The following is a 22650-nucleotide window of genomic DNA, read 5'->3' as shown; positions in this document are numbered from 1 at the left end:
TTGACCGCGCGTCGAACACTGATGCCGCAGCGCATCATCGCCCGGACCGGACGCGATCCGGCCGTGGTGTCGAACCACGCGCCGCCTCCGCAGCCAGCGCCTCGAACACCAGCGCGTGCCGCCGCGCGAGGGCGTCCACATCGCTCGCGTATCCGCCACCGATCACCGCAACGAGCGGGATCCCACGGGCCCTGGCCTGCGCCACCACGAAGCGGTCACGCGCCAGCAAGCCGGCATCCGTCAGGCAGAGCCGGCCGAGACGGTCGTCCCGGTGCGGGTCGACGCCAGCATTGTAGAAGACGAGATCTGGGGCGAGCGCGTCGAGGAGCGGCGGAAGGCGGGCGCGCAGCACGTCGAGGTAGCCTGCGTCGTCCAGCCGGTCGGGCAGGCCGATATCCAGATCACCGGCTATCTTCTGAGCCGGGTAGTTGTTCTCGCAGTGGATCGAAAGCGTGAACAGGTCGGGGCATAAAGCGAGGCAATCCGCGGTCCCGTCGCCCTGATGCACGTCGAGATCGACGACCAGCGCACGCCGCACTTGCCCCTCGGCCTGCAGCGTGCGCGCTGCCACAGCCACATCGTTCAGGACGCAGAAGCCCGCCCCCTGGTGCCGACGGGCATGATGGCTGCCCCCGGCGGCGCTGCCGGCGAGGCCCTCGGCGAGCGCCAGCCGCGCCGCAAGCAGCGTCCCGCCCACGGAGCTGCGCGAGCGCCGGATCACCGCAGCATCGACCGGCAGGCCGATGGCCCGCTCGATCTCCCGAGACACGGTGCCGCGTAGCACCGCCTCCACGTAGGCTGGATCGTGGGCGCGCACGAGGATCTCCGCGGAGGCCGGCTCGGGGGTTACGAACCCGAGCGGCGCGAGGCCCTTGGCGATCAGCGTCTCGGCCAGCAGGCCGTATTTCCGCATCGGAAAGCGATGCCCCGCCGGCAGGCTGGCCTCATAGGCGGGATGGAAAGCGATCGGCGGGATCATGTGGCGCACAGATCCGCCAGGATTGCACCGGCGAGGGCCGAGCCGCTGTCATAGGCGGCCTCGATCCGGGCTCCGAGGCACCAATCGCCGGCCGCACCGAGCCGGAATGCCGGATCGTACAGGTGGGGCACCTCCAGGGCGCGCTCGACCTGCGCGTAGCGCCACCGGTGAGCCTCTGCGTAGATCGGTTGGAGCGCCGTGCCAAGTAGGCGCTCCGCGGCGGTGAGCAGCGCCGAAACGATCGCCTCATGCGGCTCGTCGAGGTGGTCGCGCGACCAAGTCGGCGTCGCATGAAGGGTCAATCGTACGCCCGCGGGTCGGCCCGGCTTCGCCGCATCGAAGGCAATGAGGCCGATTGGCTCGTTGCGCGGCTCGACCAGGGGAACGCGGACCTCACAACGGGCCGCAACCATCAGCGACCAGCAGGGCGCGTAGGACGCCCGCGCGACACCGGCAAGCGTGTACCCGGACGCGTCGAGCAGCGCCGTCACCTGCGGCGCGGGACAGGTGAGCGCCACGGCATCGAACGGACCGTGCGACACGCCCGAGGCATCGTGGAGATGCCAAGCGTCGCCTTCCCGGCAGATGCGTGAGATCGTGACGGCACTCGCGATCGATAGGCCATCTAGGAGATCGCGGACCGGCGCGGTCATATCGGGCATGCCGACGCGCCGTCCCGATCCCGCCCAGGGCGCCACGATGCCGTGCCGCTCCCAATGCGCGAGCTGCGCCGCGAAAGCCGGTCCATGCGCCCGCATGAACTGCGCGCCGTGGTCGAACTGCATCGATCCGTGTCGACGGGTCGCCATCCGGCCGCCTACGGTACGGCCCTTGTCGAACACCTCGACCGTCATGCCGGAATCCGCGAGTTTGCGGGCGGCTGCCGCGCCGGCCATGCCGGCCCCCAGGATCCCCACCCTCCGACGCTCGCCCATGGTCAGACCCTGTTTCAGGTGCGGCCGACCGGGCCGCGTATCGGCCAAGATAGGGGCGTCGGGGGCCGCGTTCAGCGCGACCCTCTGCCGTCCACGGTGGCCGGCCTGATGCGATGTCCGCGCGTCGCAGGGGGCGTGCAGTGATCTGCGCGTCCGAGCACTTCGACGTCGTCCAGCGGAGCCCGAAGACCGTGACCGGGTCGTGCTTCAGTTCCACAACCATCAGGGAGCGCAGCCCCTCGACCGTCGGCGCGCGCCCGGGATCGATTTTGCGCAGCGCAGGGTCCATCTGCCCGAAGCGGATGGCGATTTTCGAGGTTGCGATCCTGGGGCTGCGGACCGAGCCGAACACGGCTGACCCGCTTCTCTGATCGACGCGCCGGTCGTGCGCGGCAATGCCTGGGGCGTTCCGTCCGCCCGCCTTGAAACCCGATGGACGGAATGGCCGATGGCTGTCGATCGGCACCGGTGGGGTGCGCTTGGTGCGGGTAGAGGGAATCGAACCCCCACGCCTTGCGGCTGGCGATTTTGAGTCGCCCGCGTCTACCAGTTCCGCCATACCCGCGTACCCGGCGCTCTTCGCACAGGTCGCCTGCGCCGGCCAAGCGTATTTTTCGACCGTCCGGTCGATCTGGCCAAGGCGCGGCACCTATGCTCAATGGGCGACCGCACCGTAATCCAGGAAACCGAATGCTCCGCCGGCTCTACGCGTGGATCCTGGCCCTCAGCGTCAGGCCCTCCGCGCCCTATGCGCTCGGCGCTGTGGCCTTTGCCGAGAGCTCCTTCTTCCCGGTGCCGCCGGACGCGATGTTGGTACCCATGGCGGTGAGCAGGCCGGATCGGGTTTGGCTCTACGCCACCATCGCGACCGTCGCGTCGGTCCTCGGAGGCCTCGTCGGCTACGCCATCGGGGCCCTGCTGTTCGATTCGGTCGGCGAATGGCTGATCCGCCTCTACGGACTGCAGAATTCCGCGGCGACCTTTCAGGATTCCTATGCCCGGTACGGCCACTGGGTGATCCTCCTGAAGGGGCTCACGCCGATCCCCTACAAGCTGGTCACCATCACGTCGGGCTTCGCCCACTACAGCCTGTTCTGGTTCACCGTCCTTTCGGTGGTGACCCGCGGCGCCCGGTTCTTCATTTTGGCCGGCCTCCTCGGCCGCTACGGTGTCCAGATCCGGGGCGTCCTCGACCGGCACCTCAACGCCGTGGTGGCGATCTCCGTCGCGGTGATCGTCCTCGGCTTCCTGCTCTTCAAGGTGATCCTATAGCGATGAACACGCAGGCAGCGCTCCGTCTCAAAACCGCCGGGCTGTGGCTGGCGATCTTCTCCGCCGCGACGATCGGAGCCGTGCTGGTCATGCAGTACGGATACGGCTACGCCCCGTGCAAACTCTGCCTGACAGAGCGTCTGCCCTATTATGCGGCCATTCCGCTCGGCCTGATCGCCCTGTTCGTTCCGGAGCGCATCGCCCGGATCGCTCTCGGATTGGCGGCCCTCGGCCTGCTCTACGGAGCCGGCGTCGGCGTCTACCATGCGGGTGCCGAATGGGGCTTCTGGCCCGGGCCGAGTGATTGCGGGGGTGGTACGGGCACCAATCCCGGGCAGGTCGCGGATTTCATGAACGCCCTGCAATCGACCAAGGTGGTGGATTGCTCGGTCGCTGCCCTGCGGATCCTCGGCGTGTCGTTGGCCGGCTGGAACGCTGTACTCGCCTTCGCGCTGGCCGCCCTGGCCGGCACAGCGGCGGTGCGACGCTGAAAATCGGGCGGATCGCGGTGCCGTCTCGTCTCGGCCCGCGGTTCTAGGACCGCCCTAGCGAGCACGCGCGGCTCTAATGTCCCGGAGAGCCATCCACGGATTCCCTCAGTTGTGCCTCCAAGTGCGCGCGGAGGATCGAATACTGCTGCACGACCTTATCGAGTTCAGCGGCGTTCGCTCGCCGGATCTGCTCGGAGCCGAGATCGGGCCGGTAGCGCAACGCGTAATGGGCGGCATGCGCCTTCAGCTTCGTCGCCACGAAGGCCATGTCGGCTGTCCAGTGGACTTCAGCGCGCACCAGTTGGAGCCGCCGTGAGATCGCCAGCCATTGCAAGTCGAGCGCGATGCCGCCGCCCATCTGCTTGAACAGATCGAAGGTCGAATCGAGGATGGCTAAGGCGGAAGCTGCGGACACGGGAGCCTCCGGTCAGGACTGCGCGACGAGATCGGGACGCGCGTACCAATCGTCGAACAGCGAGAATTGCCGGAATCGCGGTCGGTAGCCGACCGCGGTCAGCAGGTCGTAGATCTTTTCGCGACTATCCGAGAAATTGTGCTCGACGCTGATCAGCGCGATATCGTGGCTGGCGAAATCAAAGCTCTGCAAAACATCGAATTCACCCCCCTCCACGTCGATGCTCATGTAGTCGATGCGCTTGGGTGCCCGCGCCTCCGCAAGGAAGCGGCGCAGGGAGATCGTTTCCACCGCATATTGCCGGCCCTCCTGCCGGAACTGAGCGTGGAAATCGCTCGCGACGAAGTCTTTCATTCCCGACAATTCGCCGATCTCGACTTCATTGAATAGAACTTCGATACCGTCCGTGCTGTAGACGCACTGATCGCTGATGTAGCAATCGCGGTTGCTGTAGAGCGCCTCGTGCCATGCGCGGCTCGGCTCGGCCAGGGCACCCTGCCAGGCAAATGCCTTCTCCAACAGGAGCGTGTTGCTGAGGCTCACGCCGTCGCAGGCGCCGAACTCCACGAAGTAGCCGTTCCGCTTCTCCTTGAGCTCGTACAGGACCCAAAGATCCTGGAGCAGCTGCGCGTTGGACAAGGGTGCCATCCGGGTGGCGAAGGCCAGGAAGTCGATTTCGGACCGCAAGATGTGAGGCCCGGAATCGAGATTGTCCCGGAAGGAGACGATGGCGTTGAACATCGTCAGGAGTTCGACGTCCATGATCCTCGATTCCAGCTTCTGAAGGGGATTGGATCGGCCGTGTGGGCCGCGGTCAGGCCTGCGCCGTCAGCGACGCGTCCGTGCGCTTGAGAATCCGGTTCGATCCTTCGAACAGGACTTCATGCTGAAGGGCAGCGGGGCCATGGTTTGGAACGGCGTTCGCCGCCTTGCGGATGGTCATCAGGAAACGCTTGCGGGCAAATCCATAGGGTCGCAGGCTGCGCGCGAGGGCATCGATCAGTATGCGCATCGCCGCGGACCGCGCCTGAGCGACATCGCGGTCACGCACGGCCGCATCACGCTCGGCTTTGAGCAACGCCAATTCGATCTGCTGCTGCTGGATCTGGCGGATGTATTTCACTTCGATGGTATGGGCAGGGTTCTTGATCATACGCGCGCCGTGAGCCTTCAATGCCTCGTCAGCCGGCCGATCGACACCTCGGGCAAAGCGAGGTTCTCGGACCCCTTATTCACGCCCCAGTGTCTTCGTGTCCATCGAACTCTGCCGGCCAGCGCGAATTCCGTTCGTGTTCGCCACGGGCTGCTGCAGCTGAGCGGTTGCGCCGACGGCGGCCGGCACGAATCTCAGGATCCAGGTTGCGCTTGAGACCAGGCTTACGGTCGCTGTTGCTTCGGGGCGCAGCAGGCGTTTGTCCGGCTGGTTTCCGGACCCCGAGCCCCTCCGCGCGGCATCGCACCGCGTCAGGCCACGCAATGTCCCGCCAGGTCCGATGCCTCTAGTTGCAGTCGTCCGGGAGAACCGGAATAGCCGCGACCTCGATACCTTCCTCCACCAGCGCGCGCGCCTCCGCCGGGCTGGCCTCGCCGTAGATCGCGCGGCCTTCCGCCTCGCCATAGTGGATCTTGCGCGCCTCCTCGGGAAACCGCGCGCCGACATGCTCGGCGCTCGCCACCATGTGGTCCCGCAGGGCGCGGAGCATGGTCCGAAGCTGCCGCTCGGGCTCGGCGATCAACGTCGTCGGCGTATCGGGCGGCGCCGGCGACGCCGCGGGCGTTGGCTTGCCCCGCGCGATGCTCGGCACCATCAGCGCCTTGCCGACCGAAGCGCTGTTGCAGATCGGGCACGTCACGAGCCCGCCCGCCACCTGCGTGTCGAAGGAATCGGAGGACGGAAACCAGCTCTCGAAGCCGTGCCCCGCCTCGCAGACGAGACTGTACCGGATCATTCTGTTGCTATGGATGCCTATTGCGCGGGCTCGGCCCGCTTGCCGACGTGCTCGACGGTGAACGCCCGCCCATGCTGCAGGGACGGGATGCGTCCTCGCGCATCGGCGACCTGAGCGAGATCGATCTCCGCCACGATGATCCCCGGCTCGTCCCCGCCCGCATCAGCCAGAACACGCCCCCAGGGATCGACAATGATCGAATGCCCGAAGGTCTCGCGCCCGTCTTCGTGGACTCCGCCCTGCGCCGCCGAGATCACGAAGGCACCGTTCTCGATCGCCCGTGCCCGCTGAAGCACATGCCAATGCGCTGTGCCCGTCTGACGGGTGAAGCAGGCCGGCGCGGTCAGCACCTCGGCGCCCGCTTCAGCGAGGGCGCGATACAGTCCAGGAAAGCGGATATCGTAGCAGATCGTCAGGCCGATCTGAGCGAGCGCCGTCATCGCGACCACCGCGCAGGCGCCGCCGGTATAGGTCGCCGATTCGCGCCAGCGCTCCCCGCTTGGAAGATCGACATCGAAAAGATGCAACTTGTCATAAGCGGTGACGATGTCGCCCCCGGCATCGATCAGGTAGGCCCGGTTGGCAATCTTGTCGCCGGCGCGCACCGCGATGGAGCCGACATGCACGACCGTGCCGGTTTCCCGCGCCACATCCCGGAGAGCCGCGAGCGTTGGCTCGCGATCTTCGGTGGTTACGTGCGAGAACAGGCTTTCGCGGTTTCGCTCGACCAGGGAGGTCATCTCGGGCGTCTGCACGTAGGCGGCACCCTGGGCCGCAGCCGCACGTATGCCGGCCACGGCCGCATCGCGATTCGCGCTCGGATCTCGGCCCGAGCGCATCTGTACGCAGGCGGCCGTGAAGCGCGCCTCACGCATCGGCTGTATCGCTCAGAAGTCGGTCGAGCTTGCCCGCCCGGTCCAGCGCGTAGAGATCGTCGCAACCACCGACATGCGTGGCGCCGATGAAGATCTGCGGGACACTCGTGCGGCCGCCGGCCTTCCCGACCATGGCGGCCCGGGCACCCTGCACGCGCTCAACGTCGACCTCCTGGAAGGCCACACCCTTCTCCTTCAGCAGGCTCTTGGCCGCCGAGCAATAGGGGCACCACGCCGTGGTGTAGATCGTGACCGGCTGCATGACGTTCGATGTCCCGCGCGTGACCTCCCGTCATATAGGAGCGCGCAGGTCACCTTGCCTATGCCCGTGCAGTCACAGGCCGGCTCAACTCAACCGAAGGCTGGATCGGACGGCGGACCGCTCAGGCGGCGAGCAGTTTCTCGACCTCGTTGACGAGATCGCGCAGGTGGAACGGCTTCGACAACACCTTCGCGTCTTTCGGTGCTTTGGAGTCGGGGTTGAGCGCCACGGCCGCGAAGCCCGTGATGAACATGACCTTGATGTCGGGATCCAGTTCGGTCGCGCGCCGCGCCAGCTCGATCCCGTCCATCTCAGGCATCACGATATCGGTGAGCAGAAGCTCGAATGGCTCCTCCCGCAACCGATTGTACGCGGAGAGGCCGTTGTCGAAGGACAGGACGTCGTAGCCCGCGTTCTGCAGCGCCTTGGCCAGGAACCGGCGCATGTCGTTGTCGTCTTCCGCCAGCAGGATTTTCATCGGCCGGTTCCGAGCCTTCGCGTCACGTTGTTGATCCCATAAAGGGACCGGATGGTAAACAAGGTGTTAGGATCGCGGTCGCCGCGCGCGCCATGCGTGTTCTGGACGGCGGGACCGACGCGCATCGCGGAGTGGACAGGCCGACGATCGCACACCACACTGCGCCTGTGCCGAGCTTTTTCCATCGCCGGGTTGTCCACGCATCGATGAGCGCTCCCGATTCGGTCAAGCCAGACGCGTTCGGATTCGCACCGCCTTACGCGGTCGACGAACCCGCGACGCACACCCTGCCCTTCGTCTTCAATACCGGTCATTCCGGGGCCGTCTACCCCCCGCATTTCATCGCGTCCTCGCGGCTGGATGCCCTGACCCTGCGCCGATCGGAGGATGCACATGTCGAGCGGCTCTTCGCGCCGGTGGTCGAACTCGGCGCGCCGCTCCTGCGGGCGAATTTTCCCCGCGCATTCCTGGACGTCAACCGGGAGCCCTTCGAACTCGATCCGCGCATGTTCGAGGGCCGGCTGCCGCCCTTCGCCAACACGCGGTCGATGCGCGTGGCCGGCGGCCTCGGGACGGTGCCGCGCGTGGTCGCCGATGGTCAGGAGATCTACGCCCGCCGGCTGCCGGTCGAGGAAGCGGCCGCGCGGATCGAGGGGCTCTACAAGCCGTATCATCGCGTGCTGCGCGGACTGATCCAGCGCACCGCCAAGCGCCATGGGCATTGCGTGCTGATCGATTGCCATTCGATGCCGTCGTCGAGCCTCGGCCGCGACGCGGAGGTCAAGGCCGATGTCGTGCTCGGAGATCGGTTCGGAACGGCCTGCGCGCCGAGCCTGATCGAGGGGTTCGAAGCGGCCTTCCGGGCCCGGGGCTTCCGCGTGGTGCGCAACAAGCCCTATGCCGGCGGTTTCATCACCGAGCATTACGGCGAGCCCAACCTCGGACGTCACGCCCTGCAGATCGAGATCAATCGCGCTCTGTACATGAACGAGGCCAGCCTTGCGATGAGCAGCGGCTTTGTCGGGCTCGTGGATGCGCTGCGCGCCATCATCGCCGAGGTAACTTCCGGGCTCGGCGATCTTGCACCGCGCCGGATTGCCGCCGAGTAGCAGGCATGCGGAGACAAAAAAGGCCACTCCCGAAGGAGCGGCCCGAAGTCTAGGGAGGAAACGCCCAAGAAGGGCTACGCGATCGCGACGCCATCGCGATCTCGCAACGCACAAAATAAAGTGCGGCGCACAAGACGCAAGGGCAAAATTGCGCGTGGTGCCTCGCCGGATGCATAGCTGCACCGCGCCCAGGACCGGTGCCGCGCGCGCGAGCCGTTCGCCAGCTCACGCGGTCATGATCCCGGTGGACGCTCAGCCGTGTTCCTTGAGCAGCTTGGCGATCTCCGCCTTGAGCGGGCCTGCCAGATCCTCGCGCTCCAAAGCATAGGCGAGGTTCGCGGTGAGAAATCCCAGCTTGGATCCGGTGTCGTAGGTCCGGCCCTCGTACCGCATGCCGAAGAAATCCTGCGTCTCCATCAGGTCAATCATGGCGTCCGTGAGCTGGATCTCGCCGCCTGCGCCCTTCTTGCCGTGCTCCAGGATGCCGAAAATCTCGGGTTGCAGGATGTACCGTCCGGAGATGATGAAGTTCGACGGTGCCGTTCCCTGCTTCGGCTTCTCGACCATGCCCGTAATTCGGAAGGATTGACCGTAGGTCTCGCCGACGCTGACGATACCGTACTGGTGTGTCTCCTCGGGCGGCACTTCCTCGACCGCGATGATGTTGCCGCCATGGCGCTCGTAGCTCGCGAGCATCTGCTGCATGCAGCCGCGGCTCAGCATGTCGGGAAGCAGTACCGCGAAGGGCTCGTCACCGATGATCTCGCGGGCGCACCACACGGCGTGCCCAAGCCCGAGGGGCGCCTGCTGACGGGTGAAGCTCGTCTGCCCGGCCTTCGGCAGATCCTTCTTGAGCGCCTCATAGGCAGCTGTCTTGCCGCGCTCCTGCAGGGTGTGATCGAGTTCGAACGCGATGTCGAAATGGTCCTCGATCACCGCCTTGCCGCGTCCGGTTACGAAGACGAAGTGCTCGATCCCGGCTTCCCGGGCCTCGTCGACGACGTGTTGCACTACGGGCCGGTCGACGACCGTGAGCATTTCCTTCGGGACCGCCTTGGTCGCGGGCAGGAAGCGCGTGCCCAGGCCCGCGACGGGCAGGACGGCCTTGCGGATCGGTTTCATCGATCGGTAACCCCAAGGACTGAATGAAACGACTTGGTCGATGACGTGGACGACGGCGCAACACGCACCGTCACGGAGCGCGGCCCAAGCTGGCGGCAGGCGCGTCAGTGAGACAGGCTTCCGCCCCGCGTCGCAAGAGCCGGATGTGGATAGTATGCGGCAGCATGCCGTAAATATACCGTCTGCAACCACGTAAGGGAGCTTAATGGCGGCGACCTCAAGGGGAATGACATGGCGGTCCTAGTTACGGGCGGTGCCGGCTATATCGGCAGCCACATGGTTCTGGCGCTGCTCGACGCCGGCCACGAGGAGGTCGTCGTTCTGGACGATCTCTCCACAGGGTTCGACTGGGCCGTCCCGGAGGGCGTCAAGCTCGTCGTCGGTGACGTCGCCGACCAAGCTCTGGTGACCCAGACGATCCTGCAGCACCGGATCGATGCGCTGGCCCACTTCGCCGCCAAGATCGTCGTTCCCGAATCCGTCTCCGATCCGCTTGGCTACTACCTCGCCAACACGGTCAAGACCCGTTCGCTGATCGAGGCCGCGACCCGCGCGGGCGTGCGACACGTGATCTTTTCCTCCACGGCGGCGGTGTACGGCGAGCCGGAGGTCGTGCCGGTGCCCGAAGATCTGCCCCTGAAGCCGATCAATCCCTACGGCCGCTCCAAGCTCATGAGCGAGTGGATGATCGCCGACGCGGCGGCCGCGCACGGCTTTACGTACGTGATCCTCCGCTACTTCAACGTCGCCGGCGCCGATCCGGGGGGCCGGTCCGGCCAGTCGACGCCGAACGCGACCCATCTGATCAAGGTCGCCACGCAGGCGGCCCTGGGCCAGCGTGAGCGGCTCGACGTCTACGGCACGGACTATCCAACGCCGGACGGGTCGTGCCTGCGTGACTACATTCAGGTCTCCGACCTTGCCGAGGCCCACCGCGTCGCGCTCGACCACCTGCGAGGCGGGGGCGAGAGCCTGACCCTGAATTGCGGTTATGGACGCGGCTACTCCGTGCTGGAGGTCATCGAGGTGGTGAAGCGGATCGCGGGCCGGGACTTCGCCGTGCAGCTCTGTCCCCGGCGGGCAGGCGATCCGGCGCAGATCGTGGCCGAGGCGGGGCTGATCCGTGAACGGCTGGGCTGGAAGCCTCGTCACGACGACCTCGACGCCATCGTGACGCAGGCGCTCGCCTGGGAGGAGCGCCTCGGCAAGCGCAACCGGATCTGACCGGATGCCATCGCGCAGGGCCCTGCTCGCAGCCATCCTGTGCCTTCCGGGCGCAACCGCGCGTGCGAAGGAGGAGGCGCACACCGATGACGCCTTCCGGGCTTTCATCGAAGGTCTACGCCCGGCCGCGGTCGCCCGGGGTGTCTCCGCGAGCACCTTCGACGCCGCGTTCGCAGGGATCAGCGCGCCCGACCCGCGCGTGCTGGCCAGGACCCGCCGCCAGAGCGAGTTCGTCCGCCCGGTCTGGGACTATCTGGTCGGTGCGGTGTCCAAAGACCGGATCGCCCGTGGACGGGCGCGTGCTGCGGCTCTGGCTCCGACGCTCCGGAGCATCGCCGGCCGCTTCGGCGTGCCGAGCCAGGTGGCGCTGGCCATCTGGGGTGTCGAGTCCGATTTCGGCGCCAGCGCTGGCGATGTCCCCACCATCCGGGCGCTGGCGACCCTCGCCGCCGCGCACCACAGGGGTATCCTGTTCCGGGACGAGTTGCTGGCGGCTCTGGCCATCCTGCAGCGGGGTGATGTTGCCCGGGACCGGATGAGCGGCAGCTGGGCGGGTGCGATGGGTCAGGTCCAGTTCCTGCCCTCCACCTACTTGGCACACGCCGTCGATTTCGATGGCGACGGCCGGCGGGACATCTGGTCCAGCGAAACGGATTCGCTGGCCTCGATCGCCAGCTATCTCAAGGATCTGGGTTGGGATCCGTCGCTGTCGTGGGGATATGAGGTGCTTCTGCCGGCGGGCTTCGATCTGTCGCGCTACATCGGCGACCTCTCGGATTTCTCCGGACGCGGGGTCCGGCGTGCGGACGGTGCTCCGCTGCCCCAGCGCGGGCGCGCCAGCCTGTTCCTACCCGGAGGGTTGGGCGCGCCGGCCTTCCTGATCACCGACAACTTCGAGGTTCTGCGGGGCTACAACACGTCGGATTCCTACGCGCTGGCGGTGGGGCACCTCGCCGACCGGCTCGGCGGCGGGCCACCCTTGGCTGCGGCTTGGCCGAAGGGCGCGGGCCTCGACGGAGCAGCCCTGCGGGCTCTGCAGACCGGGCTCGCGGCGGCCGGTTTCTACGACGGGCCAACCGATGGCCGGGCCGGACCGAAGCTGCGGGAGGCGGTGCGACGTTACCAGATCAGCGTCGGCCAGCCGGCCGACGGCTACGCGTCCTCGGCACTGCTTGCGCGGGTCACGGGTTCATCAGCGCCTAAGCCCTGACGCGCGTGCACTTAGACGCGCCGACAACTTCGCCTATAGTGCTTCGGTTTCGGGAGGCTCCGTTCGACGTGAAGAGTGCGGGATGCGCATGAAAGTCGCTGCTGGGCGCGGCTCGATACGGCCCCTGCATCTGGGCTTAGCCGGCGCGCTGTGGCTGGTCGGCCTTCCGCTGATCGGCGGCGGGCAGGCCTGGGCGCAATGGGGCGACGGCTATCAGCAGCCCGGCAACGGTACCTATTACGAGGCACCGCCGCGGCGCCGGTCCCGGGACGCCTATTACCGGGACGATGGCAGCTATGGACGTCAGCCCCGCTACGCCCCGCCGCAGGAGGCGCCGCGCCAGTTCTACTGGCCCTGGGAAGACCGGCCGCAGCCTGTCGCACCGGCACCCGAGCGGAGCTATCGGGCGCCGGTCCCGCGGCGCAGCTACGCACCGACCGAAGCGCAGCGGCCGGCGCCCGCGATCAAGCGGCGGGTCCGCCCCGCCCGGGCCCCGACGCCGCCGAAGCCCGCACTCGCCAAGACGGAGCCGCACGTCCAGATCGCGGTGTTCGGCGATTCACTGGCGGATCATCTCGCCAAGGGCCTGGACGACGTCTTCGAGGACAATGCCGACGTCGCCGTGATCGACCGCGCCAAGGGGGATAGCGGGCTGGTGCGGAAGGACGTGGTCGATTGGCCCAAGGCGGCGCAGGATTACCTTCAGGCAAACCCGAAGGTCCGTTACGCCCTGGTCATGCTCGGGGCCAACGACCGGCAGCCTATTCGCGACGGCGACGAGACGGTCGATCCCCTGACTGAGCGCTGGCGGAGCTTGTACCGCGCCCGGATCGAGGCGCTCGTCAAGGTCTTCACCGATCGGAAGATACCGCTGATCTGGGTCGGCCTTCCACCGGTGCAGAGCGAAACGCTGAGTCGCGACCTCGCCTCCCTCAATGACATCGCGCGCGACGCCGTGACCAAGGCTGGCGGCACCTATGTCGATATCTGGCCGGGCTTCGTCGATGACCGGGATCGATATGCCGCCTCGGGCCCGGACCCGGAGGGCCAAATCGCAAAGCTCCGGACCGCGGACGGAATCCATTTCACGAAGGCTGGCGACCGGAAGCTGGCGCATTTCGCGGATGTCGAGCTCAAGCGCCTGATGGGCACGGCGCCCGCGCAGGCCGATCAGCCCTCCGCCGCGGTGGCGCCGAATTCCACCCCCCCTGCGGCCCCCCCGAGTCTCGATGGGACCGGACAGCCGACCGACACGGCAGCCGTCGACCGGCAGATCACCGCTATGCTGCCGAGCCTGCCCGAGCCGCCGGGCGTCCCGGCGCTTCCGGTGAAGCCCGCAGCCGGTCCGGTCGTACCGCTGAGCCGGACCGAGGTCTCGCCCGGCGGCGCCCTGTTGAACGGCCGGCCCCGGGACACGGACAATTTCGGCACGGTGGAGCGGACGCTGCTGCGCGGGAACGCTCCGATGCCGCAGCCGGGCCGGGCCGACGATTTCCGCTGGCCACCGGGCTGACGTTAAGGCTCGTCAGCGCGCCCGCCCGCGCGCCGGAAGGCTCACCTCCGACGGACGGGCGGTCAAAGCGTCGCTATCGCGGCAAAACGCTCGAGCCCATCAACATCTCGTCGATGGCGCGGGCCGCCTGCCGCCCCTCACGGATCGCCCACACCACCAGGGACTGACCCCGGCGCATGTCGCCAGCCGCCCAGATCTTCGCGTCCGAAGTGCGGTAATCCTCGTCGTTAGCCTCGACGTTGCCGCGCCTATCCACGCCGACCCCGGATTGCTCCAGCAGACCCTTCTGGACCGAACCCGCGAAGCCGATGGCCATGAAGACAAGGTCGGCCGGTAAGACGAATTCCGAGCCCTCGATCGGCTGCCGCTTGGCATCGACCCGGGCGCAGACCACGCCGGTGAGCTGTCCCTTCTTGTTGCCTTCGAGCCGGAGCGTCGCAGCCTGGAACTCCCGCTCCGCGCCCTCGGCCTGGCTGGAGGAGGTGCGCATCTTCGTGGGCCAGTAGGGCCACACGGTCAGCTTGTCCTCGCGCTCCGGCGGCCGCGGGCGGATATCGAGCTGCGTCACCGACAGGGCGCCCTGGCGGAAGGCAGTGCCGACGCAATCCGAGGCGGTGTCGCCGCCGCCGATGACGACCACGTTCTTGCCCGAGGCCAGAATCGGCTGCTCGCCGTTGCCCCGCATCGGCTCATTGTTCACCCGTCGGTTGGACTGGACGAGGTAGGGCATCGCGTAGTGGACGCCGTCCAGGTCCTGGCCGGGAAGCTGCGGGTTGCGCGGATCCTCGGCGCCACCGCAGAACATCACGGCGTCGAACTCGGCCTTCAACTCATCCACCGGCTTCGTGACGCCGATGTTCTGGTTGTAGTGGAAGACGACGCCCTCGGCCTCCATCTGGCGCACGCGCCGGTCGATGTGGCGCTTCTCCATCTTGAAGTCCGGGATGCCGTAGCGCAGCAGACCGCCGGCCTTCGGCTCGCGCTCGAACACGTGGACGTCGTGGCCGACCCGTGCGAGCTGCTGGGCCGCCGCCATGCCGGCGGGACCCGAACCCACGACCGCGACGCGCTTGCCGGTGCGAACCTGCGCCGGTTCAGGCTTCACCCAGCCCATGTTCCAGGCGCGATCGGCGATTGCCTGCTCGATCGTCTTGATGGCGACCGGCTGGTTCTCGAGATTCAGCGTGCAGGCTTCCTCGCAGGGCGCGGGGCAGATGCGGCCGGTGAACTCCGGAAAATTGTTCGTGGAGTGGAGGTTGCGCGAAGCCTCCTCCCAATCCGACTGGAACACGAGGTCGTTCCAATCCGGGATCTGGTTGTGGACCGGGCAGCCGGTCGGCCCGTGGCAGAACGGGATGCCGCAATCCATGCAACGCGCGGCCTGTTTGGTCAGGTCGTGCTCGTCAAGCGGCAGCGTGAACTCACGGAAATGCCGGACCCGGTCGGCGGCGAGCTGATACTTCTGCTCCTGCCGGTCGAATTCGAGGAAGCCTGTGATCTTGCCCATTGGTCAGCCCCTGGGCCGGCCAGTCCTTGACTGCGCTGCCCGCGTCGTCTCGTATTGTGTGTGCGTGACCGGGCGGAGAACCGCCCGGCTTCAGACGGGTGGCTACTCCGCCGCCACCGGCATGCGCGCCATTTCCATCTCGCGCAGCGCCCGGCGGTACTCCACCGGCATCACCTTCACGAACTTGGTGCGGTAGCTGCTCCAGTCGTCAAGGATCGCCTTGGCGCGCGGGCTGCCCGTGTACTTGAGATGGTTGGTGATGAGCTGCGTCAGCCGCTCCTCGTCGTGGCCGGACATGTCGGCCAGGATGTCGACCCGCCCCTTCGTCTCAAGGTCGCCGTCCTGGTGGAAGCGACGCATCAGGTCGTCCTCCTCCTCGACCGGCTCCAGATCGACCATCGACAGGTTGCAGCGCGCCGAGAACGAGCCGTCCTCGTCGAGCACGTAGGCGATGCCGCCCGACATGCCGGCCGCGAAGTTGCGCCCGGTCTCGCCGATCGACACGACCACGCCGCCGGTCATGTACTCGCAGCCATGGTCGCCCATGCCCTCGACTACCGTGATCGCGCCCGAATTGCGCACCGCGAAGCGCTCGCCCGCGGAACCGCGGATGTAGCACTCGCCCGCGATCGCCCCGTACAGCACGGTGTTGCCGACCATGATGGTCCGGTCCGGGGGCGACTTCAGCGCGTCGCTCGGCCGGATGATCAGCTTGCCGCCCGACAGGCCCTTGCCGACATAGTCGTTGCCGTGGCCGGTCAGCTCGATGGTCACACCCGCCGCCGCCCAGGCGCCAAAGCTCTGGCCGGCCGTGCCTGCGAGCTTCACCACGATGGTGTCGTCGGGCAGGCCCTCGTGGCCATGCGCCTTGGCGACCATGCCGGAGAGCATCGCGCCGGCGGCCCGGTCCGAGTTCCGGATCGTCTCGGTGATGACCACCGGCTCGCCGGTCTCGATGGCGTGCTGCGCCTTCTCGATCAGGCGACGGTCGAGGACCGTATCGATCGGGTGGTGCTGCACATCCACGTGGCGGATCGCCGTGCCCTCAGCCACCTTCGGCCGATAAAACAGCTTGGTGAAGTCGAGCCCGCGCGCCTTCCAGTGGGCGATGGCCTCGACCTTGTCGAGCACGTCGGAGCGGCCGACCGCCTCCTCCAGCTTCGTGAAGCCGAGCGAGGCCAGGATCTCCCGCACCTCCTCGGCGACGAAGAAGAAGTAGTTCACCACGTGCTCGGGCGTGCCCTTGAAGCGCTTGCGCAGCACCGGATCCTGAGTGGCGACGCCGACCGGGCAGGTGTTCAGGTGGCACTTGCGCATCATGATGCAGCCGGCCGCAATCAGCGGGGCGGTCGAGAAGCCCATCTGGTCGGCACCGAGGAGCGCCGCGATGATCACGTCCCGCCCGGTGCGGATGCCGCCATCCGCCTGCAGGGCGACACGGCCGCGCAGGTTGTTGAGCACCAGCGTCTGCTGCGTCTCGGCAAGCCCCGTCTCCCAGGGACCACCCGCGTGCTTCAGCGAGGTCAGCGGCGCGGCGCCGGTGCCGCCGTCGTAGCCCGAGATCGTGATGTGGTCGGCCCGCGCCTTGGCGACGCCGGCCGCAACCGTGCCGACGCCGACCTCGGAGACGAGCTTCACCGACACGTCCGCCGACGGGTTCACGTTCTTCAGGTCGAAGATCAGCTGGGCCAGATCTTCGATCGAGTAGATGTCGTGGTGCGGCGGCGGGGAGATCAGGCCGACGCCCGGGGTGGCGTAGCGCACCTTGGCGATCTTGGCGTCGACCTTGTGGCCGGGCAGCTGGCCGCCCTCGCCGGGCTTGGCACCCTGCGCGACCTTGATCTGCATCATGTCGGAGTTGACGAGGTATTCCGTCGTGACGCCGAAGCGGCCCGAGGCGACCTGCTTGATCGCGGAGCGGCGAGAGCGTCCATCCGGTAGCGGCTTGAACCGCTCGACCTCTTCGCCGCCCTCACCCGAGTTCGAGCGGCCGCCGAAGGAGTTCAGCGCGATGGCGAGCGTCTCGTGCGCCTCCTTGGAGATGGAGCCGTACGACATGGCGCCGGTGGCGAAGCGCTTCACGATCTCGGAGGCGGGCTCGACCGACTCGAGCGGCACCGGCGCGCGGCCGATCTCGGAGGCCGACTTGATCCGGAACAGGCCGCGCAGGGTCTTGAGCTGGTTCTCCTGCCGGTTCACCAGCTGCGCGTATTCCCGGTAGCGCTCGGGCACGTTGAGGCGCACCGCGTGCTGCAGCGTCGCCACCGTGTCGGGCGTCCACGTATGGGTCTCGCCGCGGAGCCGATAGGCGTACTCACCGCCGACATCGAGCGCGTTCCGGTAGACCGGGGCGTCGCCGAAGGCGTCGCGGTGACGGCGGACCGTCTCCTCGGCGACCTCGGCCATGCCGACGCCCTCGATGGTCGTCGCCGTGCCGAAGAAGTCCCGGCCCACGAAGGTCGAGTTCAGGCCGACCGCATCGAAGATCTGGGCGCCGCAATAGGACTGATAGGTGGAGATGCCCATCTTGGACATCACCTTCAGCAGGCCCTTATCGATCGCCTTGATGTAGCGGTAGATGATCTCGTCGTCGGTGAGATCCGGCGGGAACTCGTCCTTCATCGCCAGAAGCGTCTCGAAGGCGAGGTACGGGTTGATCGCCTCGGCGCCGTAGCCAGCCAGGCACGCGAAGTGATGCACCTCGCGCGGCTCACCCGACTCGACGACAAGGCCGACCGAGGTCCGAAGACCCTTGCGGATCAGGTAATTGTGCACCGAGGCCGTGGCGAGCAGAGCGGGGATCGGGATCCGGTCCGGCCCGACCGCCCGATCGGTCAGCACGATGATGTTGTAGCCGCCGCGCACCGCCGCCTCGGCCCGGTCGCAGAGGCGATCGAGCGCCCCATCCATGGCCGCCGCGCCGGTCTCGGCCGGGTAGGTCATGTCGAGGGTCTTGGTGTCGAACCGGTCCTCGAAATGGCCGATCGAGCGGATCTTCTCGAGATCCGCGTTGGTCAGGATCGGCTGGCGGACCTCCAGACGCTTGCGCCGGGAGGCGCCTTCCATGTCGAGCAGGTTCGGCCGAGGCCCGATGAACGAGACGAGGCTCATCACGGCCTCCTCGCGGATCGGATCGATCGGAGGGTTCGTGACCTGCGCGAAGTTCTGCTTGAAGTAGGTGTAGAGCAGCTTCGACTTCTCGGAGAGAGCCGAGAGCGGCGTGTCGGTGCCCATGGAGCCGACCGCCTCTTGGCCGGTGACGGCCATGGGCTGCATCAGCAGCTTGAGGTCTTCCTGCGTGTAGCCGAAGGCCTGCTGACGATCGAGCAGGTTCACGTCGCCGCGCGACTCGCGCGGCTGAACCGGACGCAGGTCCTCCAGCACGATCTGGGTGTTCTTCACCCAATCGGCGTAAGGGTGCGCGGCGGCGAGCTCGCCCTTGATCTCCTCATCGGAGACGATGCGGCCCTTCTGCAGGTCGATCAGCAGCATGCGGCCCGGCTGGAGGCGCCAGGATTGCACGATCTTCTCGTCCGGGATCGGCAGGGTGCCCATCTCTGAGGCCAGCACCACGAGGCCGTCGTCGGTGACGATGTAGCGGGCCGGGCGCAGGCCGTTGCGGTCGAGGGTCGCGCCGATCTGGCGGCCGTCCGTGAAGGCCACGGCGGCCGGCCCGTCCCACGGCTCCATCAGGGCGGCGTGGTACTCGTAGAAGGCGCGCCGCTCCTCGCTCATCAGCGGATTGCCGGCCCAGGCCTCCGGGATGAGCATCATCATCGCGTGGGCGAGCGGGTAGCCGCCCTGCACGAGGAATTCGAGGGCGTTGTCGAAGCAGGCGGTGTCGGACTGACCCTCATAGGAGATCGGCCACAGCTTCGAGATGTCGTTGCCGAACAGGTCCGAATCGACGCTCGCCTGGCGGGCCGCCATCCAGTTGACGTTGCCGCGCAGCGTGTTGATCTCGCCGTTATGCGCGACCATCCGGTACGGGTGCGACAGCCGCCAGGTCGGGAAGGTGTTGGTCGCGAAACGCTGGTGCACGAGGGCGATCGCCGAGACGAAGCGCTCGTCCTTCAGGTCGAGGAAGTAGTTCCCGAGCTGCGTGACCAGCACCATGCCCTTGTAGACGATGGTCCGGGTCGACACGGAGACCGGGTAGAACTCCTTCACCCGCGGATCGTCGAGGCCATAGACCTGGTTGGAGATCACCTTGCGGGCGACGTAGACCCGGCGCTCGAACGTATCCTGGTCGGTGACCGAGGCGGGGCGCCCGATGAAGACCTGCCGGTGGTGCGGCTCTGTCGCCTTCACGGCGTCGCCCAGATCCTCCGGGTCGACGGGCACGTCGCGCCAGCCGAGCAGGGGCAGGCCCTCGGCGGCGAGCGCCGACTCGACGATCTCCTGAATGATGGCCCGGGGCTCCTCGGCCTTGGGCATGAAGAACTGGCCGATCGCGTACGAACCCGCGGGCGGCAACTCGAAGCCCAGGCGCGAGCATTCCTCGGCGAAGAAGCCGTGCGGAATCTGCGTGAGGATGCCGCAGCCGTCGCCCATCTTTGGGTCGGCACCGACGGCGCCCCGGTGATCGAGGTTCTCGAGGATCTTCAGACCCTGCTGGACGATGGCATGGGTGCGGCGGTCGTGCATGTCGGCGATGAAGCCGACGCCGCAGGCATCCCGCTCCTGGGCCGGATCATAGGCCCCCTGCTGTTTCGGCAGCGCCGGATCACGGACGATGAGCGGCATCGCGCCGCCGCGGGGGGCGGCAGCCTGAATCGTGGAAGCGGCAAACGCGTCGGCGGGTCTGCGCTGTGACATGCTTCGATTCGTCCTTCCCTCGACACCGTCCGCCCAGGAGCGCCCCCGCCCATGGACTTGCGAGCATGTTTCGTGCCCGCGAGCCGTCGGCGCCAGCGCCTCCGACCTCGTGTCGCAGGCCATCCGGCCGGTCCGCGGGGACACGTCCTTAGGCTTGCGTTCGTCGAGGACCCGGACCGCTCGGGGAGCGGTGCGCTGGCGCGCCCGTATCCGTCTGCCGAAAAACTCGCCCGCGCGCGAGACGGCGACGGCCGGTGCACGGCCGATGGGACAGTTGTGCTGTCCTAAGTCGCGAAATTGCCAGATTGAAATGCTTTCAGCAAGAGACCGCCGACGCGGCCCATTGCACCGCTTCGGTTGCCCGCCGAACGGTTGCGGGAAGTCTCCGTAATCTCGCCAGAATCTGGCGGTCTATCCCAGGGGCCGAGCACAAGCGGCATGCGGGGCAACGACCCTGCCGGCATGGTCGAGGTCCGGGTTTCACCGGCCCGGACCATGCCGGAACCGGATACTCTGCCGGGTCTCCAGCACGGGAACGCACCAGAGTGATGATCACGAGCAGGACGGCCGCGCGCCTTCGGACGACGACGACCCGGGCCCTCTGCGCCGCGCTTTTGTCCGGCGGGGCCCTCATGGGGTTGTGCCGGGGCGCCAGCGCGCAATTCATCTTCGAGGAAGAGGTCGTGCCCCCGCGCGTTGTGGCGTGGCGCCTGGCCGACCAAGGCTTCACCGGATTGAGTCGGCCGCGCTTCAACGGGCGCGTCTACGTGGTCGATGCGGTGAGCCCGGCCGGCATGCCGACGCGGCTGTTCGTCGATCCCGCATCGGGTGGAATCATCGGCCGCCAGCGCCTCGGCGCGTCCGACACCTACGCGCGACTGGAGCGGCCCGCCCCGGGCTTCGGCTGGACCGAGGATGATACCGGACCCCGGCACGGTCTTCGGCCCGTACCCGGAGCGGAGGGCCCGGCCCTGCGGCTCGATCGACGCGCGACCGCACGGCCCGAAGGCAGTCCCGACGGCCTCAATCCAGACAGTGCGGGTCGAAGCGCTGCGCCGCGCAAGGTCGCCCGCGCCGCCCCGGCGCGAACCCCCGAGCAGCGCGCGACGCACCGGGTCTCACCGGAGGCGCCGGCCCCGAAGATCGCCCCGGCCGACGCCGCCAAGCTCGAACCGAAGACGGAGCCGAGCCCCGAGACCAAGTCCGCCTCGATCGAGAAGGTGCCGGCCGCCAGTCCCGCCCCGGCTCCTGACGTGGCGCCCAAGCCGGCTGCCCCCGCCATCGCCGAGGCCGCTAAGCCGGCCGCCAAGGAGTGGAAGGATCCGCCTGCCGACAGGAAGCCCGTCCGGGTGATCGGCGGCGCGACCATCGTCCCGGGCCCCTCGGAGAAGGAACCGGCAGCCGCGCAGTAGCGCGCTAAGCCGCGGCGAGCCGTTCCGCGCCGGTGAACACCGTGACCGAGTCGGCGCGCGCGATGGCGCAGAGCGTGATGCCGTGGGCCCGGGCGCGGTCCAGCGCCAGGGAGGTCGGGGCGGAGATCGCCACGATCACGGCGGCGCCGAGACGCGCGGCTTTCTCGACCATCTCGAACGAGCAGCGGCTGGTGATCACCAGGAATCCCTGATCAGCGGCCGTTCCGGCGCGCATCAGGGCGCCGATCAGTTTGTCGAGGGCGTTGTGGCGACCGACATCCTCACGCACGGCTGAAAGCGTGCCGTCGAGCGCCGCCCAGGCCGCGGCATGGACCGCCCTTGTCTCGACCCCGAGGCGCTGCGCCGCGTCCAGGCCCGCAAGTGCCCGGGCGATCGCGGGCAGAGAAACCCGCAAATCCGCAACCGTGCGCATCTCGGCCCTCGGTAACTCCGCCAGATCCTCGATGCCGCAGACGCCGCATCCCGTGCGGCCGCTGATCGCGCGCTTGCGGGCGAGGTGCTCGCGCAATCGCCCCGGAGCCAGCTCCACATGCAGCCGAATGCCGTCCGGGGCGGACTCGATCCGCGTTCCGCGAATCTCGGCGGACTCCTCGATGATGCCCTCAGTGAGACTGAACCCGTAGGCGAAATCCTCGAGATCGGCCGGGGTCGCCATCATCACCGCGTGCGGCACGGAGCCGTAGATGAGGTTGATCGGGGTCTCGATCGCGAGCGCTCTTTCCCCGGGGCGCGCTTCGTCGCCCGTATAGGCGAGGACCCGCATCGGGACCTTGGCCGAGCAGGGCGCCCGACCGATGGGATCTGTCCCGGCATCCTTCGACATTCAGAGCTCCGGCGGTGTGGCTTCTATGTATCGATCACGCTGCGCGCGGCATAGGTGGAGCGGCAAACCTACGCGCCGCCGAGGTTAGACGCTCACAACGAGCCGGAAAGCGCGCGATGCGACGCTTGTGCGGTTGCGCGTTATCGGCCCTTGTGGTCTGAAGCCCCGGTCGGATAATGCCGGGTAACACAACCGGTACTCCGTCACGTCGGCACAATCTCACCTGCGGGTTACG

Annotated in this window: 20 protein-coding genes and 1 tRNA gene; 7 read left to right on the top strand and 14 right to left on the bottom strand. The window is 67.6% G+C overall.

The features are described from left to right. Positions 1-34: 34 nt before the first annotated feature. The 3 genes from BLQ49_RS06090 to BLQ49_RS06075 form a co-directional block, all read right to left on the bottom strand. Positions 35-979 (bottom strand): histone deacetylase family protein, encoded by a 945-nt coding sequence (locus BLQ49_RS06090; protein ID WP_208859016.1) that lies wholly within the window; start codon positions 977-979, stop codon positions 35-37. Further along, positions 976-1962: an NAD(P)/FAD-dependent oxidoreductase gene (locus tag BLQ49_RS06085; RefSeq protein WP_244507461.1), complete on the bottom strand. Its 987-nt coding sequence runs from the start codon at positions 1960-1962 to the stop codon at positions 976-978. The genes BLQ49_RS06090 and BLQ49_RS06085 overlap by 4 nt, the downstream gene beginning before the upstream one ends. 432 nt (positions 1963-2394) lie before the next feature. Next, positions 2395-2479: transfer RNA gene (locus BLQ49_RS06075), tRNA-Leu, on the bottom strand. A gap of 125 nt (positions 2480-2604) precedes the next feature. Here BLQ49_RS06075 and BLQ49_RS06070 point away from each other — a divergent pair. Continuing rightward, a complete protein-coding gene (locus tag BLQ49_RS06070) occupies positions 2605-3186 on the top strand; it encodes a YqaA family protein (protein WP_091714189.1) in 582 nt (193 codons plus the stop codon). 2 nt (positions 3187-3188) lie between these two features. Then, a complete protein-coding gene (locus BLQ49_RS06065; protein WP_091714187.1) occupies positions 3189-3677 on the top strand; it encodes a disulfide bond formation protein B in 489 nt (162 codons plus the stop codon). Positions 3678-3750: 73 nt separating this feature from the next. Here the strand turns inward: BLQ49_RS06065 and BLQ49_RS06060 are convergent, their stop codons facing one another. From BLQ49_RS06060 to cpdR, 7 genes are all read right to left on the bottom strand, one after another. Next, positions 3751-4092: a hypothetical protein gene (locus BLQ49_RS06060; RefSeq protein ID WP_091714185.1), complete on the bottom strand. Its 342-nt coding sequence runs from the start codon at positions 4090-4092 to the stop codon at positions 3751-3753. A gap of 12 nt (positions 4093-4104) precedes the next feature. Continuing rightward, positions 4105-4854, bottom strand: coding sequence for an FkbM family methyltransferase (locus tag BLQ49_RS06055; protein ID WP_091714184.1), 750 nt, complete (start codon positions 4852-4854; stop codon positions 4105-4107). A gap of 52 nt (positions 4855-4906) precedes the next feature. Continuing rightward, positions 4907-5245 (bottom strand): hypothetical protein, encoded by a 339-nt coding sequence (locus BLQ49_RS06050; protein WP_091714182.1) that lies wholly within the window; start codon positions 5243-5245, stop codon positions 4907-4909. Between the two features lie 346 nt (positions 5246-5591). Then, the gene (locus BLQ49_RS06045; RefSeq protein WP_091714180.1) at positions 5592-6041 is read right to left on the bottom strand and encodes a DUF1178 family protein; all 450 of its coding nucleotides are present in this window, start codon (positions 6039-6041) and stop codon (positions 5592-5594) included. Positions 6042-6058: 17 nt separating this feature from the next. Beyond that, entirely contained in the window at positions 6059-6916 is an 858-nt protein-coding gene (locus tag BLQ49_RS06040; RefSeq protein WP_091714178.1) for a carbon-nitrogen hydrolase family protein, read from the bottom strand. Beyond that, entirely contained in the window at positions 6909-7178 is a 270-nt protein-coding gene (gene grxC, locus BLQ49_RS06035) for a glutaredoxin 3 (RefSeq protein WP_091714176.1), read from the bottom strand. The genes BLQ49_RS06040 and grxC overlap by 8 nt, the downstream gene beginning before the upstream one ends. Positions 7179-7299: 121 nt before the next feature. Continuing rightward, entirely contained in the window at positions 7300-7656 is a 357-nt protein-coding gene (gene cpdR, locus BLQ49_RS06030; protein ID WP_003603128.1) for a cell cycle two-component system response regulator CpdR, read from the bottom strand. Positions 7657-7862: 206 nt separating this feature from the next. Between cpdR and BLQ49_RS06025 the strand changes: the two genes are divergently transcribed. After that, on the top strand, positions 7863-8765 hold the full coding sequence (locus BLQ49_RS06025; protein ID WP_091714174.1) for an N-formylglutamate amidohydrolase: 903 nt from the start codon (positions 7863-7865) through the stop codon (positions 8763-8765). Positions 8766-9017: 252 nt separating this feature from the next. Here BLQ49_RS06025 and galU read toward each other — a convergent pair whose 3' ends face one another. Next, the gene (gene galU, locus BLQ49_RS06020; RefSeq protein WP_091714173.1) at positions 9018-9887 is read right to left on the bottom strand and encodes a UTP--glucose-1-phosphate uridylyltransferase GalU; all 870 of its coding nucleotides are present in this window, start codon (positions 9885-9887) and stop codon (positions 9018-9020) included. Between the two features lie 231 nt (positions 9888-10118). On the opposite strand from galU, the gene galE reads away from it, so the two are divergent. From galE to BLQ49_RS06005, 3 genes are all read left to right on the top strand, one after another. Further along, positions 10119-11111 carry a UDP-glucose 4-epimerase GalE gene (gene galE, locus BLQ49_RS06015; RefSeq protein WP_091714171.1) on the top strand — a complete coding sequence of 331 codons (993 nt, stop codon included), beginning with the start codon at positions 10119-10121 and terminating at the stop codon, positions 11109-11111. A gap of 4 nt (positions 11112-11115) precedes the next feature. After that, on the top strand, positions 11116-12321 hold the full coding sequence (locus BLQ49_RS06010) for a lytic murein transglycosylase (protein ID WP_091714169.1): 1206 nt from the start codon (positions 11116-11118) through the stop codon (positions 12319-12321). Between the two features lie 82 nt (positions 12322-12403). Continuing rightward, a complete protein-coding gene (locus BLQ49_RS06005; RefSeq protein ID WP_091714168.1) occupies positions 12404-13834 on the top strand; it encodes an SGNH/GDSL hydrolase family protein in 1431 nt (476 codons plus the stop codon). A gap of 73 nt (positions 13835-13907) precedes the next feature. On the opposite strand, the gene BLQ49_RS06000 is transcribed toward BLQ49_RS06005, so the two are convergent. Beyond that, positions 13908-15341 carry a glutamate synthase subunit beta gene (locus BLQ49_RS06000; RefSeq protein ID WP_091714166.1) on the bottom strand — a complete coding sequence of 478 codons (1434 nt, stop codon included), beginning with the start codon at positions 15339-15341 and terminating at the stop codon, positions 13908-13910. Between the two features lie 102 nt (positions 15342-15443). After that, on the bottom strand, positions 15444-20159 hold the full coding sequence (gltB, locus tag BLQ49_RS05995; protein ID WP_091714164.1) for a glutamate synthase large subunit: 4716 nt from the start codon (positions 20157-20159) through the stop codon (positions 15444-15446). 683 nt (positions 20160-20842) lie between these two features. Here gltB and BLQ49_RS05990 point away from each other — a divergent pair. Further along, a complete protein-coding gene (locus tag BLQ49_RS05990) occupies positions 20843-21571 on the top strand; it encodes a hypothetical protein (RefSeq protein WP_244507460.1) in 729 nt (242 codons plus the stop codon). 4 nt (positions 21572-21575) lie between these two features. On the opposite strand, the gene fdhD is transcribed toward BLQ49_RS05990, so the two are convergent. Further along, positions 21576-22415, bottom strand: a complete 840-nt coding sequence (gene fdhD, locus BLQ49_RS05985; protein ID WP_091714160.1) for a formate dehydrogenase accessory sulfurtransferase FdhD — start codon at positions 22413-22415, stop codon at positions 21576-21578. Positions 22416-22650: the final 235 nt, after the last annotated feature.

Source organism: Methylobacterium phyllostachyos (assembly GCF_900103445.1).
GTDB lineage: Bacteria > Pseudomonadota > Alphaproteobacteria > Rhizobiales > Beijerinckiaceae > Methylobacterium > Methylobacterium phyllostachyos.
This window is presented reverse-complemented; position numbering and strand designations above follow the sequence as displayed.